Source organism: Saccharopolyspora indica (assembly GCF_027853965.1).
GTDB classification, from domain to species: domain Bacteria; phylum Actinomycetota; class Actinomycetes; order Mycobacteriales; family Pseudonocardiaceae; genus Saccharopolyspora; species Saccharopolyspora indica.
Genome location: NZ_JAQGLB010000011.1, coordinates 43,042 through 58,624, shown reverse-complemented (window position 1 = coordinate 58,624; position 15,583 = coordinate 43,042). Strand labels below are relative to the sequence as shown.

General features: G+C 71.2%; 12 protein-coding genes. 5 read left to right on the top strand and 7 right to left on the bottom strand.

Annotation, left to right across the window (positions count from 1 at the left end):
* Window positions 1–34: 34 nt before the first annotated feature.
* Genes OU416_RS23370 through OU416_RS23360 form a run of 3 tightly spaced genes read right to left on the bottom strand, consistent with a single transcriptional unit; the run spans window position 35 to window position 3,584 of the window.
* Window positions 35–1,186, bottom strand: coding sequence for an acyltransferase family protein (locus tag OU416_RS23370; protein WP_270929159.1), 1,152 nt, complete (start codon window positions 1,184–1,186; stop codon window positions 35–37).
* 2 nt (window positions 1,187–1,188) lie between these two features.
* Complete coding sequence (locus OU416_RS23365) at window positions 1,189–2,292, bottom strand: abortive phage infection protein (protein ID WP_270929158.1); 1,104 nt, start codon at window positions 2,290–2,292, stop codon at window positions 1,189–1,191.
* Window positions 2,293–2,345: 53 nt separating this feature from the next.
* Complete coding sequence (locus tag OU416_RS23360) at window positions 2,346–3,584, bottom strand: class I SAM-dependent methyltransferase (RefSeq protein ID WP_270929157.1); 1,239 nt, start codon at window positions 3,582–3,584, stop codon at window positions 2,346–2,348.
* Window positions 3,585–3,752: 168 nt separating this feature from the next.
* On the opposite strand from OU416_RS23360, the gene OU416_RS23355 reads away from it, so the two are divergent.
* On the top strand, window positions 3,753–4,625 hold the full coding sequence (locus OU416_RS23355; protein WP_270929156.1) for an NAD-dependent epimerase/dehydratase family protein: 873 nt from the start codon (window positions 3,753–3,755) through the stop codon (window positions 4,623–4,625).
* Window positions 4,626–4,706: 81 nt separating this feature from the next.
* Here OU416_RS23355 and OU416_RS23350 read toward each other — a convergent pair whose 3' ends face one another.
* A complete protein-coding gene (locus OU416_RS23350; RefSeq protein WP_270929155.1) occupies window positions 4,707–6,071 on the bottom strand; it encodes an FAD-dependent oxidoreductase in 1,365 nt (454 codons plus the stop codon).
* A 29-nt stretch (window positions 6,072–6,100) separates the two neighbouring features.
* Window positions 6,101–7,453, bottom strand: a complete 1,353-nt coding sequence (locus OU416_RS23345) for a condensation domain-containing protein (protein ID WP_270929154.1) — start codon at window positions 7,451–7,453, stop codon at window positions 6,101–6,103.
* A gap of 228 nt (window positions 7,454–7,681) precedes the next feature.
* Here OU416_RS23345 and OU416_RS23340 point away from each other — a divergent pair, with 228 nt between their 5' ends.
* Both OU416_RS23340 and OU416_RS23335 read left to right on the top strand, forming a co-directional pair.
* Window positions 7,682–9,247 (top strand): MFS transporter, encoded by a 1,566-nt coding sequence (locus OU416_RS23340; protein ID WP_270929153.1) that lies wholly within the window; start codon window positions 7,682–7,684, stop codon window positions 9,245–9,247.
* A gap of 92 nt (window positions 9,248–9,339) precedes the next feature.
* Window positions 9,340–10,863, top strand: a complete 1,524-nt coding sequence (locus tag OU416_RS23335; RefSeq protein WP_270929152.1) for a 4-hydroxyphenylacetate 3-hydroxylase family protein — start codon at window positions 9,340–9,342, stop codon at window positions 10,861–10,863.
* Between the two features lie 60 nt (window positions 10,864–10,923).
* Here OU416_RS23335 and hppD read toward each other — a convergent pair whose 3' ends face one another.
* Together hppD and OU416_RS23325 are read right to left on the bottom strand one after the other, a co-directional pair.
* Window positions 10,924–12,009, bottom strand: a complete 1,086-nt coding sequence (gene hppD, locus OU416_RS23330; RefSeq protein ID WP_270929151.1) for a 4-hydroxyphenylpyruvate dioxygenase — start codon at window positions 12,007–12,009, stop codon at window positions 10,924–10,926.
* A gap of 14 nt (window positions 12,010–12,023) precedes the next feature.
* Complete coding sequence (locus OU416_RS23325; RefSeq protein WP_270929150.1) at window positions 12,024–12,233, bottom strand: MbtH family protein; 210 nt, start codon at window positions 12,231–12,233, stop codon at window positions 12,024–12,026.
* 208 nt (window positions 12,234–12,441) lie between these two features.
* Here OU416_RS23325 and OU416_RS23320 point away from each other — a divergent pair, with 208 nt between their 5' ends.
* Together OU416_RS23320 and OU416_RS23315 are read left to right on the top strand one after the other, a co-directional pair.
* A complete protein-coding gene (locus OU416_RS23320) occupies window positions 12,442–14,190 on the top strand; it encodes a non-ribosomal peptide synthetase (RefSeq protein WP_270929149.1) in 1,749 nt (582 codons plus the stop codon).
* 48 nt (window positions 14,191–14,238) lie between these two features.
* Window positions 14,239–15,513 (top strand): NAD(P)/FAD-dependent oxidoreductase, encoded by a 1,275-nt coding sequence (locus tag OU416_RS23315; protein WP_270929148.1) that lies wholly within the window; start codon window positions 14,239–14,241, stop codon window positions 15,511–15,513.
* Window positions 15,514–15,583 lie beyond the last annotated feature (70 nt).

The window sequence follows — 15,583 nt, the reverse complement described above, 5'->3', positions numbered from 1 at the left end:
GGACGTGGCGGCGCTGTTCGGCTCTCCGGCCGGGTCAGACCCGTTGCGGCCGCCGGTCTTGCGCACCGGGCACCCGCTTCCGCGAACGGGCCCACCGGCGCATCGCCGGGCGCTCCACGAAGACCGTCAGCGCCCAGGCCAGCAGGATGCACACCAGCAACCCCACCAGCAGGAAGACGATCCCGCCGACCGGGCCGAACGTGGTGCGCGTGTAGGCACCGGAGATCCCCCACTCCCCCTGGAGCAGGGCGTGCACCGAGCGCAGGGCGAGCAGGTGCACCACGAAGAACGCGTAGGAGACGCCGCCCAGCCACACCATCGCGCGCCCGCCCAGCCAGCCGCGGCGCCCCGCGGTGTCGGCCGCGGCCAGACCGGCGATGATCAGTCCGAACGGGACCAGCGAGATCGAGTGGTAGCCGTCGACCATCGAGATGTTCAGCGTTGCCGCGTACAGCACCGCCAAGCACGCGACCACCGGCCACACCGGCAACCCGATCCAACGACCGTCGCGGACGATGCGGGCCAGCAGCATGCCCGCGACGAACTCCAGCAGACGTCCCGGTGGGAAGAACTCCACCGCCCACTGCCGCGGCCACGGCGTGGTCTCCGAGAAGATGGACATCGGCTGGTCCGGCAGCGCGATCCGGGCGAGGTAGGGCAGCGACATCGCCAGCACCGCGACGACGGCGAAGGCGAACCACAGCCGCTGCACCGGGATTCGGCGGACCGGCCGGATCAGCACCGGGAACAGCACGTAGAACAGCAGCTCCGCGGACAGCGACCAGGTGACGCCGTTGATCGAGTTCAGCAGCACCGCGCTGTCCGGCGACCAGGCCTGCACCAGGAAGAGCGTCGCCACCGCCGCGCCCGGGTCGATCGCCGCGCCCGACACCAGCAGGATCACCACCGCAGCGGCGAACACCACGACGTGGTTCGGGAACACCTTCACCAAGCGCCTGCGCAGGAAGTCCGGTGCGCGGTCGCCAGCGGAGCTGGACCACGTCAGCACGAAACCGCTGAGCACGAAGAAGCAGGTGACGCCCCAGATGCCCAGGTTGCTGGCGACGAAGCCGTAGCCCTGCTGGACGGACTGGTCGGCGAACAGCGCGAGGCTCACGCCGTGCCCGGCGAAGACGGCGAACGCGGCCAGGGCGCGCAGGCCGGTGAGCGAGGAGAGCCGGTCCATGCTCACTCCTCCTTCGCCGCGGTCGCGAAGTGCTCGGCGATCGCCTGGAACGACTTCTTCGGTTCCCAGCGGTACGGCGAACCGTGGTCGCCGTAGTCGTCCCGGATGGTCTTGGTGATCGCCATGCTCGCCGCGTCCAGGTCGTAGCGGGGATCGGTGCTGTGCGGGTGCGTCGGGTGGATGAACTCGCAGACGGTGGCGCCGTGCATCCCCAGTTCGGCGAACATGGTCAGCATCCGCACGTGGAAGTTCGCCTGCGCCTGCTCGTTGCGGACCACCCCGTCGTAGACCGTCGGCACCTCCTGGGTGCGGTCCACGATGTCGAAGGCGAGCAGCGCCCGCTCGGCCGCGCCGCGGTAGGTCGTGGTGCCGTACTCGGAGATGACGACCGGCTTGCCCCACTCCCGGTACTTGCCGAGTTCGGCGGCGTAGCCGGCCCGCGTCGGGTGGTAGGAGAAGTAGTACGTCAGCCCCACCAGGTCGAAGGGGCGCCAGTCGACGTCCTCGAACGGTGCGGCGGCGTAGCTCACCGGACCGCCGAACCGGCCCCTGGTGACCTCGACGGCGCGGCCCAGGAACTCGTTGAGCCGCTCGGCCCCCCGCGCCAGGTCCGCGGTCGCCGTCGGCCGGAGGAAGTTGTGGTCGGCTCCGGCGTGGATGTTGGCCATCCGCTCGTGGTAGGTGTCGCCGTCGAGCAGCCCCGGGGTGGACACCAGGTGCACGCAACCGACGCTGAAGGTCACCGCGGCACCGTCGGTGCGCAGCCGCTCCGCGAGCTCGGCAGCCTCGGCCAGGTGGTCGAGCACCTCGTCCTGCCCGACGTCCATCAACCTCGGTTGCAACCAGATGTGCAGGCCGCGTTCGGCCGCGGCTTCAGCGGTCTCGGTGAGCCGGTCGATCTCGCTGCCGTAGACGGTGACCGAGTTGCAGTGCAACTGCCGGTCGATGGCGGCGATCTCCTCCCGCATCCGGGCGTTGCTCCACACCACGCGGGACAGCTCCCCCTGGCCGGTGTTGAAGTTCGACCCGGTGTCGTAGGAGACCCCGCGCAGCGTCAGGTCGTGGACGCCGCGGTGGCTCTCGTCGGCGAGGTCCTGGTCGTGCATCTTCCTTGCTCTCCCTCGGTCGGGGTCGGGAACATCGGGTTGCCGGATCCGGCTCAGGCGATGTGCACGTCGGGGACGTAGAGGATCCAGCGCCCACCGCTCTCCCGGAATCCCCGCTCCTTGGCCATGATCTCCTCGGCGTGGTTCCAGGCGAACAGCAGCGCGTAGTCCGGGTAGGGCTGGAACGCCTCGGCCGGCCGGACCGGGATGTGCGAACCCGGCGAGACCCGCCCGTGCTTCTCGGGCGTGGTGTCGCAGACGTAGGGCACCAGTTCCGGTCCGATGTCGAAGTAGTTGGTGACCGTGGCGCTCTTCGACGTCGCGCCGTAGCCGAGCACGCTCTTGCCCTCGGCGCGCAGCTCGCGCAGCAGCGTCACCAGGTCGTTGCCGACGCGGTCGATGTTGGTCGCGAAACCGCGGAAGGTCGCCGCGTCCGCCAGGCCCGCAGCGCGCTCCTCCTCGATCAGCTCGGGCACCGCGTTGCGGACGGGGCGGGTGCCGGGACGCGCGATGGTGTACCGGATGGAGCCGCCGTGCACGGGCAACCGCTCGGCGTCGACCAGCTCCAGCCCGGACCTGGCCGCCAGCGCCGCCACCGAGCGCACCGAGAACAGGTAGAAGTGCTCGTCGTAGATCTGGTCGAAGTAGTTGTTCGCGATGATGTCGGCGAGGTAGCGGTCCTCCACCACGAACACCCCGCCGGGGGCCAGCAGCAGCTCGACCCCGCGGAGCACGGAGTCCAAGTAGGCGATGTGGCTGGTGGTGTTGGCCGAGAAGATCACGTCGGCGGGCCCGTGCTCGGCACGGATGCGCCGGGCGGTGTTCTCCTCGAAGAAGTCGACCATGACCCGCACGCCGCGCTCGGCGGCGACGTTGGCAGCACCCCTGGACGGATCGACCCCCAGGTGGCGGATCCCCTCCTCGCTCACCGCGCTGAGCAGGATCCCGTCGTTGCTGCCGATCTCGACCACGAACGAGTCCGAGTCCAGCAGCTCGGTCTCCACCAGCTGCTGGGCGACCTGCGCGAAGTGCTTGCTCATCAACGACGACAGCGACGACCGGTACGGGTAGTCGTGGTGGAACATGCGGTCCCGGGCGACCTCGTTGAGCTGCTGCACCATGCTGCAGTTCTCGCAGAGACCCACGGTGAGCTCGAAGTACGTCTCGCGCTCCAGGTCCTCGGGTCTGATGAACGCGTTCGACACCGGTTGCCTGCCGAAGTCGAGCACCTGGCGCACGTGCCCACCGCACAACCGGCATGCCGAGATCTGCTGCCCGTCTTGGAGATTCACGTCGATCAGCTCCCTCCGGAGCGCCTTCTCGCATCCTGAGCAACCCACTGTGCCGAGCACGGCAGGCCGCTGTCCTCTCAAAAGCTGCCCTGCCGGAGGCGGAAGTCCTCGGCGTTGACAGCACGAACGGAGTTGGACGGCGCAGCTCCGCAACGGATCCTCGATGGCGTGAACGACCTGGACACGGCACCCGCGGCCGTCATCGGAGCGAGCGGTTTCCTCGGCAGCCACCTGGTTCGGGCGCTGACCGGCGCCGGAATTCCCGTGCTGCGCTACACCAGGCAGCACCCGGTGCTCCACGACGGATCGATGGACCCGATGGCGCGCGCCGCGCCGGTGTACTTCTACGTGGCGACCGGCGTCAATCCCGGAGTCGCCGCTGCCGCGCCCGAGCGGGTCGTCGAGGACGAACGGGCTTTCGCGGCGTTCCTGGCGCAGCTGCGCTCCCGCCCGGACCGGCCGACGGTGGTCTTCACCAGCTCCAGCACCAACTACGCCACCGCGACCGACCCGCCGTACCGCGAGAACTCCCCGCTGGCACCGGAATCGGAGTACGGGGCGGGCAAGCTCCGGATGGAGCGGCTGCTGCTCGCGCACGCCGACGCGGTCCGCCCGGTGATCGTGCGGTTGGCCAGCCTGTACGGACCGGGGCACCGGACCGACCCCGGGCACGGCGTGATCGCGCACTGGCTGACCGCGGCCGCCCGCGGGCGCGCGCTCCGGGTGATCGGCGACGGCTCGATCGTCCGGGACTTCGTCCACGTCGCCGACGTGGTGGCCGCGATGCTGCGCATCCACCGCTGCCCGGAGGTCCCCGACGTGCTCAACATCGGCTCGGGCGTCCCGGTTTCGCTCGACCGGCTGCTCGCGGAGGTGGTCGCGGTGACCGGCCGCGAGCCGCGGATCGAGCGGTCACCCGGCCGCGGTTTCGACCGCGCCCAGCTGTGGGTGGACATCTCGCTCGCGTCCGAGACCCTGGGCTGGCGCCCGGCCACCGACCTCGCCACCGGCCTGCGGCAGACCTGGCGTGCGCTCTCCTGAGCGCTCCAGGCCCGCGCCAACGCGGGATCCGGCGCCGTCGGCAGCGATCAGCACTGCCGGCGACGCCGGATCCCGCGAACGTCAGGCGGCCGCGCGGACGGGCCGGTCGGGCACCGCGGCGGCGTTGCGGGACTGGCGCAGCACGCGCGCCAGCATCCGCGGCCGCATCAACGCCGTCGGCGGGTCCATCAGACCGGCCACCCGCATGAACGCCTCGGTGACCGCCGGGTCCCGGGTCGCCGCCGCCTGCACCCGCGCGACGTAGGCGTTGCCCATCCGCACCTTCAGCGAGCGCGTGCCCTCGACCTCGGGGAACTCGAGGTCACCGCTGGTCGAGACCTCCCACGGCGCGTCCACGATGCGGCCCACGTCCCGCAGGAACGGCAGCGGTTCCGGTCGCCTGCCGCGGGCGAGGTGGGTGCGCAGCGCCATGACCTCCTGCGCCGCAACGCTCATGCCCTGCCCGTAGACCGGGTTGAAGCTGCACACCGCGTCACCGAGCACGAGCAGCCCGGCGGGGAAGTCGCTCAGCCGCTCGTAGTGGCGGCGCACGCTCGCCGGGAACTTGAAGCAGACCGGATCGGTCAGCGGTTCGGCGTCGCGCACCGCGGCGTAGATCTCCGGGATCGGCAGGGAACGGGCGAACTCCAGGAAGCCGTCGGGGTCGGTCGGCGGGTGGTCGCCGAGCATCCCGGTCAGCGACAGGATGCACTCCTGCTCGCCCACCTGCCCGAAGAACGCTCCGCGCGGGTGCTGCGGCGAGGACACCGGGTTGATCGACTGCACTCCGTCGAACATCTCGGGCCGCTTCCGGTACAGCCGGGTCGTGTAGGCCAGCCCGATCCGCATCCGCTCCTCGGCGGGCCGCTGGTAGCCGAGCTCGGCCAGCCACGCCGGGGTCCGCGAACCGCGACCGGTCGCGTCGACCACCAGGTCCGCGTCGAGGAGCCGCGGCGTCCCGTCACCGTCGCGGCCCTGGACCCGCACCCCGGTCACCGCGGAGTTGTCCGCTGCGGGCACCAGGCCGAGGATGTCGGTCCGCTCCAGGTAGGTCACGTTCGACGCGGCCGCCACCCTGGCCCGCACCCGCTCCTCCAGCACGGGCCGCAGCGCGGTCACCGACCGCAGCCCGGTGCGAGCGGGCCGCAGCTCCCGGCCGTTGAAGAACCAGCGCATCTCCCCCAGGTCGCCGACCGGTGCACCGGCGGCGATCAGCTCGTCGAACAGCCCGGGGAAGAGCTCGTCGAGGATCAGGTAGCCGCGGGCGTGCAGGCCGTGGGCGTGTTCGGTGTGCGGGGTGCCGCGGCGGGGTTCGCGCACGCCGAGCGCGGCGTCCCGCTCCACCACCACGACCTCGCGGTAGAACTCCGACAGCACCCGCGCGGTGAGCGAACCGGCGATGCTGCCACCGAGCACCACGGCGCGATCGCCGACTGGATTGGCCATTGCAGGTCCTCCTCTGGGGATCGGTCGGCTCACAGCGCCGCGTCCGGATCGCCGAGCACGCGGCGCAGCGTTCGCCGGAATCGCTCGACCATGTCGATCAGGGTCGTCTCGTCGAACTGGTTGCGGTCGAAGCGCATCGCGCCGTACATCGCCCCGGAGGGGACGATGTCCAGCGCCCACAGCACCCCGTTGGGGATGTCGGAGGTCTCCCGGTGCGACAGCAGGCGCTCGCGCACCTCGCTGACCACCAGTTCGGCCACCGGTTCGCGGTCCATCCCGATGGGGAACTGGAAGACCTCCAGCGAGCACACCGCGAGGTCGCCGCCCAGGTAGGGCCGCTCCAGGGTGGGGGCCACGGCCGTGAGCTCCGGGAACGGCAGCTCGTGGGCGTAGGCCTCCAGGCAGGTCGCCCGGGTCCGCCGCAGCAGTTCGCGGAAGCTGCCGCAGCCGGCGAGGTCGGTGCGCAGCGGAACAAGGTTGAACAGCGGTCCGACGGTGTGGTGGAAGGACTGGTCGCCGCGCCCGGCGGTGATCGTGGGCGCGACGACGTCGGTCACCCCGGTCAGCTCGCTCAGCAGCAGCTGGTAGGCCGCGATCAGCACCATGAACGGCGAGCTGCGCTGCTCCCGGGCGAACTCCAGCACCGCCGCGGTGATCTCCTCGTCGATCTTGAACCGGAGCACCGCGTAGGCGCTGGGCACGTCCGCGCTCACCGGCCGGTCACCGGGGATGCCGAGGATCTCGGCACCCGCCAGCTTCTCCCGCCAGTACTCCCGGGCCGCGACCACCTGGTCGCTGCTCTCCCCGGCGAGCTGCTCAGCGACGAACTCGCGGTACTGGCGAGCGGGCGGCAGCTCCGGGTGCGGTCGGCCGCGCCGCGCCGCGTAGGCCGCCGCCAGGTCGCGGATGATGACCTGCTGGGACCAGCCGTCGCTCACCGCGTGGTGGGTGATCAGCGCCAGCACCGCGTCCTCGGGATCGAACCGGCCGAGCACCGCCCACAGCAGCGGCGGCGAAGCGGTGTCGAAGCGCCGGGACTCCACGTCGTTCAGGAACTCGTCGGCGCGGACGTCGCGGGGCCGGGAGTCGTCGGCGGGCAGGTCCTCGATCCGCAGCTCGGGCGAGCACGGCGGGGCGATCCGCTGGTACCGGTCGGCACCGTCGGCCACCAGCGTGGTGCGCAGAGCTTCGTGCCGGGCGACCACGTCGTCCAGGGCACCGCGCAGCGCCGCCAGGTCCACCGGGCCCCGCACCCGCCACCCGAGCACGACGACGTGCCGCGACCCCAACGCCCCGCTGCTCTCGTCACCCCGGTCGAAATGGCACAGCATCTCCTGGTTCGCCGACAGCGGTTCCCTGCGCACCTCTTCGACGGCCGTCACCGGACACCTCCTCGCTGGGCTCGGCGCGACCCGCACGGGTCGCTTCGCCGGTCCAGCGTCGTGCCCGGCGCCGCGCGCTGTCTCCTCCTGGATTGCGACCGGCGACCGCCCGGAGAGCACACAGGGAGATGCCGATGCCCGACCGGCGCACGATCCTGGGAGCCGGGACGATCCGTGCCCGGAGCACGCCGCCCGTGGACGGTCCGCAGCAGTGAAGGGAACCAGCGCATGGCCACCGACGACGTCGCCCCCCGGGCCGGGCGAAGGGAATGGCTGGGACTCGCCGTCCTGGTCCTGCCCACGTTTCTGACCTCGGTCGATGTCAACGTCATGTTCCTCGCGCTGCCGCACATCGCCGCCGATCTCGGGGCCACCGGCGTCCAGCAGCTGTGGATCACCGACATCTACGGCTTCATGCTCGCCGGGTTCCTGGTCACCCTGGGCACGCTCGGCGACCGGTACGGCCGCCGCCGGATCCTGCTGATCGGCGCCGCCGGGTTCGCGCTGGCCTCGTTGCTCGCCGCGTTCGCCGGCTCCACCGAGCAGCTGATCGCCGCGCGGGCGCTGCTGGGCATCGCGGGCGCCACGATCATGCCCTCGACGCTGGCGCTGATCACGAACATGTTCAAGGACCCCAAGCAGATGAGCGCCGCGATCGCGATCTGGTCGAGCGCCATCATGACCGGTGTCGTGATCGGCCCGGTGATCGGCGGACTGCTGCTGGGCGCGTTCCACTGGGGAGCGGTGTTCCTGATCGCCGTGCCGGTGATGGCGCTGCTGCTGGTGGGCAGCCCGCTGCTGCCGGAGCACCGGGCCGGTGGCGCCGGCCGGCTCGACCTGCCCAGCGTGGTGCTGTCGCTGCTGACCCTGCTGCCGCTGATCCAGGCGCTCAAGGACTTCGCCCGCATCGGCTTCGACCCGCTCGCCCTCGTGCTGCTCATCGCCGGCATCGGGTTCGGCGCGCTGTTCGTGCGCAGGCAGCGCAAGCTCAGCACGCCGCTGCTGGACCTGCGGCTGTTCGGCGACCGGGCGATCCGCTCCGCCCTGCTGGCCGGGCTGCTGATCGGCATGCTGATGGCCGGCGTCGGCCTGGTGGTCACCCAGTACCTCCAGCTGGTGCTCCAGCTCAGCCCGGTGCAGGCCGGGCTGTGGTTGGTGCCGCCGTCGCTGGCCATGATCGTCGCCAGCAACATCGCGCCCCGGATCGCCCGCCGGGTGCGCCCCGCCTACGTGCTCGCCGGCGGCATGGCGGTGGCCGCCGCCGGTCTGCTGCTGTTCCTCGGCGTCGGTCCGGTCGGTGGGTCCGCCCTGCTGGTCGTCGGCCTGGGGATCCTCTACGTCGGCGCGAGCCCGGTCGGCCCGCTGGTGAACTTCCTGGTCATGTCCGCGGCCCCGCCGGAGAAGGCCGGGTCGGTGTCCTCGCTGCAGTCCACCGGTGGCGAACTCGGCGTGGCACTGGGCATCGCGCTGCTGGGCAGCCTCAGCACAGCGGTCTACCGGAACGTGCTCGAGGTGCCGGGGAACCTGCCCGCGGACGTCTCCGCCGCCGCGCGGCAGAGCCTGGCCGAGGCTTCGGCGGCGGCCCCCGCGCTGCCCGCCGAGGTCGGTGGGCAGCTGGTCACCGCCGCGCAGCAGGCGTTCACCTCCGGGCTGCACGTGGTCGCGGTGATCGCCGCTGTCCTGGCCGCCGGGCTGGGACTGCTCGCGGTTTCCGGGCTGCGGCACATCGGTCCGACCGGCGACGAGCGCCAGGGCGGGGACGAACCCGCCGAGGCGGTGCCGAACAACGCCTGAACCGGACCGTCCGGTCCGCTCGCGAACACCTCGGCGGAAGCGACCGCGGCCGGCGGCCCCGCGCCGCCGGCGTCGACAGGAGGACCGAACCCATGACCAGTCCGATGACCGGCGACGAGTACGTGCGCAGCCTGCAGGACGGGCGCGAGATCCACCTCCACGGCGAGCGGGTCAAGGACGTGACCACGCATCCGGCGTTCCACAACCCGGTCCGGATGACCGCCCGGCTCTACGACGCGCTGCACGACCCGAGCCAGCGCGAGGTGCTCACCCGCCCCACCGACACCGGCTCGCCCGGCTACACGCACAGCTTCTTCGCCACGCCCCGCAGCGCGACCGACCTGATCGCCGACCAGCGGGCGATCGCCGCGTGGTCCCGGCTGAGCTACGGCTGGATGGGCCGCAGCCCCGACTACAAGGCCTCGTTCCTCGGCACCCTGGGGGCCAACGCCGAGTTCTACGAACCGTTCTCGGACAACGCGCGGCGCTGGTACCGGGAATCGCAGGAGAAGGTGCTGTTCTGGAACCACGCGATCGTGCACCCGCCGGTGGACCGCAACCGCCCGCCGGACGAGGTCGCCGACGTCTTCGTCCACGTCGAGCGCGAGACCGACGCCGGACTGGTGGTCAGCGGCGCGAAGGTGGTGGCCACCGGTTCGGCGCTGTCCCACTACAACTTCATCGCGCACTACGGGCTGCCGGTCAAGAAGCGGCAGTTCGCCCTGGTGGCGACGATCCCGATGGACGCGCCGGGCATGAAGCTGATCTGCCGCCCGTCCTACAGCGCGAACGCCGCGGTGACGGGCAGCCCGTTCGACTACCCGCTGTCGTCCAGGCTGGACGAGAACGACACGATCCTGGTGCTGGACAAGGTCCTCGTGCCGTGGGAGAACGTGTTCATCTACGGCGACGTGGACAAGGTTCGGCTGTTCACCGGGCAGTCCGGCTTCCTGCCCCGGTTCACCTTCCACGGCTGCACCAGGCTGGCGGTCAAGCTGGAGTTCATCGCGGGCCTGCTGGCCAAGGCGCTGGACATCACCGGGGCCGGTGACTTCCGCGGCGTCCAGTCGCGGCTCGGCGAGGTGCTGGCGTGGCGGAACCTGTTCTGGGGGCTGTCCGACGCCGCGGCCCGCAACCCGGTGGACTGGGTCGGCGGCGCCGTGCTGCCCAACCCGCAGTACGGCCTGGCCTACCGCTGGTTCGCCCAGGTCGGGTACCCGCGGATCCGGGAGATCGTGCTGCAGGACGTGGCCAGCGGGCTGATCTACGTCAACTCCGGCACCGCCGACTTCGCCGACCCGGAAGTCCGGCCGTACCTGGACAAGTACCTGCGGGGCAGCGGCGGCGCGGACGCGGAGGAGCGGGTCAAGGTGATGAAGCTGCTCTGGGACGCGGTGGGCACCGAGTTCGGCGGCCGGCACGAGCTGTACGAGCGCAACTACGGCGGGAACCACGAGAACACCCGCATCGAGCTGCTGTACGACCAGCTCGCGTCCGGCGACGTCGACGACTACCGGTCCTTCGTGGAGCGCTGCATGGCGGAGTACGACCTGGACGGCTGGACGGTGCCCGACCTGGAGTCGTTCGGCGACCTGCGCGGCCCGCTGGGTCGCTGAACCAGGACGGTGGAAGGGCCCGGTCCGCTCGGACCGGGCCCTCAGCACGCGCAGCGCCGCTCAGACGGTCGCCGTCACCTCCTGGCTGCGCTGCTGCTCGGCCGCCCGGTAGAGCGCGCGGATGTTCCCGGTGCCGAAGGAGCGGGCACCGAGCCGCTCGATGATCTCGAAGAAGATCGTCTTCCTCGGGTGCACCGAGCTCGCGAAGATCTGGAACAACTGCCCGTCGTGGTCCTCGTCGACCAGGACGGCCAGCTTCCGCAGCTCGGCGATGCGGTGCCGGGCCACGTCGATCCGCTCCGGCAGCACGTCGTAGTAGCTGTCCGGGGTGGCCATGAAGCTCACCCCGCCCTCCGTCAGCTCGCGCACCGTCCGCACGATGTCGCTGGTGCTGAACGCGATGTGCTGCACGCCGGGCCCGCCGTGCTGGACCAGGAACTCCTCGACGTGGCCGGGCGTCTCCGACGGGATCGGTTCGATCAGGGTGAAGGTGACCGCACCGGATCCGCTCTGCACCACCTTCGTGTTCATCGCCTGCGCACCGACGGAGATCTCCTCGCTGAAGATCTGCTCGAACGCCAGCACGTCGCGGTAGAAGGCGACCAGCGCGTCCAGCTCGCCCGGCGGCACCACCACCGCGAAGTGGTCGACCTCGGCCAGACCGCTCGACGAGGGCCGGCCACCGGTCGCGACCAGTCCCCGGTGCGTCCGCACGTCCTGCTCCACCGGCCGCTGGACGAAGGTGTGCACGGTGTCCCCGAAGGCGCGGATCGAGGCGGTCACCATGCCGTCGGGGAACCGGAACGGCTCGCTGACGACCTCCGCGCCGCGGCGCACCGCCTCGGCGAAGGCGGCCTCGGTGTCCAGCACCCGCAAGGCGATGTCGGCCACGCCGTCGCCGTGCGCGCCGACGTAGGCGGCGCCGGGGTGGTCGCCGACCAGCGGTTCGGTCAGCAGCAGGCGGATGTCCCCGTGCCCCACCGCCACGGACAGCTCCTGCTGGTCCTCCACCGCCGGGTTGGAGCGGGCGTACACCTGCAGGCCGTAGCCGTCGACCAGCGTGGCCAGCTGGGCGGGGATGTCGTCCACGTAGAACCGGATGTGGTCCACCAGCATGCCGTGGAAGACCGATTCGTTGCTGCTCATTGGTTCCCTCCTGCTCATCGGGTTGCGGCGCGAGCACCGCCGCGCGGGCGCAGATCGGTCCAGTGCTCGGTCACGTAGGCCGTGCACTCCGCCCGGCCGGCCGGGCCGTGCACGGCCTCCCACCCGCCCGGGACGTCGGCGAAGTCCGGCCACAGGCAGTGCTGGCCGACGTCGTTCCTGAGCACCCGGAAGCTGACGTCGGGATCGTCGAAGGGGTTCGCCATGCTGAGTCCTTTCGGTCGGCCGCCTCTCCAGCAGCGCCCGCCCAAGGATCACCCCGGTGATTCCGGTGCGGCGTCTCTGTTCCTGCGCTCCGACCCTCCACAAAGCACAGCCGCGCCGATCCGGTGGAGCAAGCGGAAAGACGTCGCCCCGAGCGGTGGCTGCGACGCTGGGTACCGACTGTGCGGAGATGTTCGATTGGAGTCGCCCATGCTGCCGCGGTCCTTACCGGAATGCCTTGCCGGACAACTGGAGCGGTCACCGGACGCGGTTGCCGTCGCGGCCGGTGGCGTGACGTTGACGTACGCCCAACTCGACGCGCGGGCCAACCGGCTGGCGAACCGGCTGCGCGCCGACGGTGTCGGCCCCGACGTCCCGGTCGCCGTGCTGATGTCCCGCAGCCCGGAACTCGTGGTGGCGCTGCTGGCGATCGGCAAGGCGGGCGGCTGCTACGTCCCGCTGCACGACAGCTACCCGCTGCAGCGGCAGCAGTGGATCGTCGACCAGGTCGGCAGCCAGGTCCTGCTGGTGGACCCCGCCGCCTGGGAGCGCGGTTCGCCCGCGGCGTCGACCGTCCTGGTGCTGGACGAGGACGAGACGTTCGAGGAATTCCCCGACACGGCACCGGAAGCGGTCACCGATCCGGACGACCTCGCCTACATCATCTTCACGTCGGGTTCCACCGGGGATCCCAAGGGCGTGGCGGTGAGCCACCGCAACGCCGTCGGTCTGGTGCACGACAGCGCGTGGACCGCCGAGGACCACGAGCGCGTGCTGGTGGTCGCCCCGCACGCCTTCAACGTCTCCACCTACGAGTACTGGGTGCCGCTCTCGCGCGGTGGGCGGGTCGTGCTGGCACCACCGGACGCCCAGCCCGACGTGGTCGCCGAACTGCTGCGCGAGCAGCGGATCACGACCGTTCACCTGACCGCCGGTCTGTTCCGGGTGCTGGCCGAGGAGGCCCCGGACTGCTTCACCGACGTGCGCCAGGTCCTCACCGGTGGTGACGTCATCGCGCCGACCGCGGTCGAGCGGGTGCTGTCCAAGTGCCCGGACCTCGTGGTGCGGGCGATGTACGGGTCGACGGAGACGACGGTCTTCGCCACCCACGCACCCACTCGCGCGCCGTACCGGGCGGGGACCTCGGTGCCGGTCGGCAGCCCGCTCGACGAGGTCCGGCTCCACCTGCTCGACGACCGGCTCAGCCCGGTTCCCCACACCGTCACCGGCGAGATCTACCTGGCCGGGCGCGGGGTTTCGCGCGGCTACTCCGGGCGCCCGGACCTGACCGCCGAGCGGTTCGTGGCCGACCCGTTCGCCGGCGACGGCACCCGCATGTACCGCACCGGCGACCTCGCCAGGGTCACCGAGAGCGGTCAGCTGGAGCTGGCCGGCCGGGAGGGCGACCAGGTCAAGATCCTCGGGTTCCGGGTGGAGCTCGCCGAGGTGGAGGCCGTCCTCGCCCAGCACCCGGCCGTCGTGCACACCACGGTGCTGGCCGCGGACTCCGAGACCGGCGGCAAGACCCTGATCGCCTTCGTGGTGCCCAACCCCGACCACGGGTTCGCCCCGGCCGAGCTGCGCGCGCACGCCAAGGAGCACCTGCCCGGGTACATGGTCCCGGCCACCTTCGTCGAGCTCGACGAGCTCCCCCTGACCGCGAACGGCAAGATCGACCGGGCCGCGCTGCCCGCGCCCGTCGCCGAGGCCGAGGGCGACCGGCAGCCACCGCGGAACCCGCTGGAGGCCCGGCTCTGCGAGATCTTCGGCGACGTGCTCGGCGCACCGCAGGTCGGCATCCACGACAGCTTCTTCGACCTGGGCGGGCAGTCCCTGCTGGCGATGCGCCTGATCAGCAGGTTCCGCAGCGAGCTGGGGGTCAAGCTGCACATCAGCGTGCTGTTCGACGCACCGACGGTGGCCGCGCTGGCCGACCACATCGTCCGGCAGACCGACTGACACCGAGCCGGAAATCCTTCCCCCACCGGGGAATCGAACGGAGGACACATGACCAACGGCAGGGACGAGTTCGACGTCGTGGTGATCGGTGGCGGTCCCGCGGGCTCGGGGACGGCGGGGCTGCTGGCGCAGCGCGGCCACCGGGTTCTCGTGCTGGAGAAGGAGAAGTTCCCGCGCTACCACATCGGCGAGTCGTTGATCACCGGATCGATGCCGACGCTGGAGGCGCTGGGGCTGCGGCAGCGGTTGGACGACATGGGTTTCCTCAAGAAGTACGGGGGCACCCTGCTCTGGGGGAAGAACCAGGGCACCTGGGACTTCCGCTTCCGGGAGGCCGCCGACTACGAGTACGCCTACCAGGTCCGCCGTGCCGACTTCGACGCGCTGCTGCTGACCCGCGCGCGCGAGCTCGGGGCCACCGTCCTCGAGGAGACCGCCGTCAAGGAGGTGCTGTTCGACGGCGACCGCGCGGTCGGCGTCCGCTACCAGCAGAAGGGCGCGGCGGAGCCGACCGAGGTCGGGTGCCGGTTGGTGGTGGACGCCTCCGGGCAGTCGCACCTGCTGGCCCGGCGCTTCGACCTGATCGAGTACCACGACGACCTGCGCAACATCGCGGTGTGGACCTACTTCCAGAACTGCAAGCGCTACGGCGGCACGCGCGCCGGGGACACCGTGACCGAGAACCGGCCCAACGGGTGGTTCTGGTTCATCCCGCTCAACGACGGCACCACCAGCGTCGGCTACGTGACGCCGATCGAGGAGTACAAGAAGTCGGGCATGTCGCTGGAGGAGCTGTACGCCAGCGAGCTGTCGCAGGCCGAGGAGGTCCGCTCGCTGACCTCGGGCGCGACCCGGGTCGCGGCCTTCCGCACCATCAAGGACTGGTCCTACACCTGCACGAAGTTCCACGGGCCGGGGTGGGCTTCGGTCGGCGACGCCGCGGCGTTCATCGACCCGCTGCTGTCGACCGGGGTCGGCCTGGCGCTGCGCGGGGCCAAGGGCCTGGCCGAGACCGCCGACGAGGTGCTGCGCGACCCCGGCGCCGAGGAGCAGCTGCTGAGCCGGTACGAGCAGAACTACCGGGACTTCCTGGGCTCCCTGCTGGAGTTCGTCCGGTTCTTCTACGACCGCACGCTGCGCAAGGAGGAGTACTGGGAGAAGGCGCAGCAGACGCTGGACCCTGGCAAGCTCCGCCCGCGCAAGATCGACTTCGCGACCATGCTGTCCGGGGTCGCGGGAGTGCACGAGATCTTCGACGACCCGAACACGATGTCGGGGGCCAAGATCGTGGCGGAGGCCCGCCGCAACCAGGAGGTCGCCTGAACGGCCGCTCCGGGAACCCGGAACGGCCCGGTGGAAGCGGATTCCGCGGGCCGTTCCGCCCCGGAGCACA

Bases quoted from the DNA above. Each gene is read 5' to 3' on its own strand.
- hppD (WP_270929151.1), bottom strand. From the start codon at position 12,009: ATGAGCAGCAACGAATCGGTCTTCCACGGCATGCTGGTGGACCACATC.
- OU416_RS23370 (WP_270929159.1), bottom strand. From the start codon at position 1,186: ATGGACCGGCTCTCCTCGCTCACCGGCCTGCGCGCCCTGGCCGCGTTC.
- OU416_RS23325 (WP_270929150.1), bottom strand. From the start codon at position 12,233: ATGGCGAACCCCTTCGACGATCCCGACGTCAGCTTCCGGGTGCTCAGG.
- OU416_RS23320 (WP_270929149.1), top strand. From the start codon at position 12,442: ATGCTGCCGCGGTCCTTACCGGAATGCCTTGCCGGACAACTGGAGCGG.
- OU416_RS23365 (WP_270929158.1), bottom strand. From the start codon at position 2,292: ATGCACGACCAGGACCTCGCCGACGAGAGCCACCGCGGCGTCCACGAC.
- OU416_RS23340 (WP_270929153.1), top strand. From the start codon at position 7,682: ATGGCCACCGACGACGTCGCCCCCCGGGCCGGGCGAAGGGAATGGCTG.
- OU416_RS23315 (WP_270929148.1), top strand. From the start codon at position 14,239: ATGACCAACGGCAGGGACGAGTTCGACGTCGTGGTGATCGGTGGCGGT.
- OU416_RS23335 (WP_270929152.1), top strand. From the start codon at position 9,340: ATGACCAGTCCGATGACCGGCGACGAGTACGTGCGCAGCCTGCAGGAC.
- OU416_RS23350 (WP_270929155.1), bottom strand. From the start codon at position 6,071: ATGGCCAATCCAGTCGGCGATCGCGCCGTGGTGCTCGGTGGCAGCATC.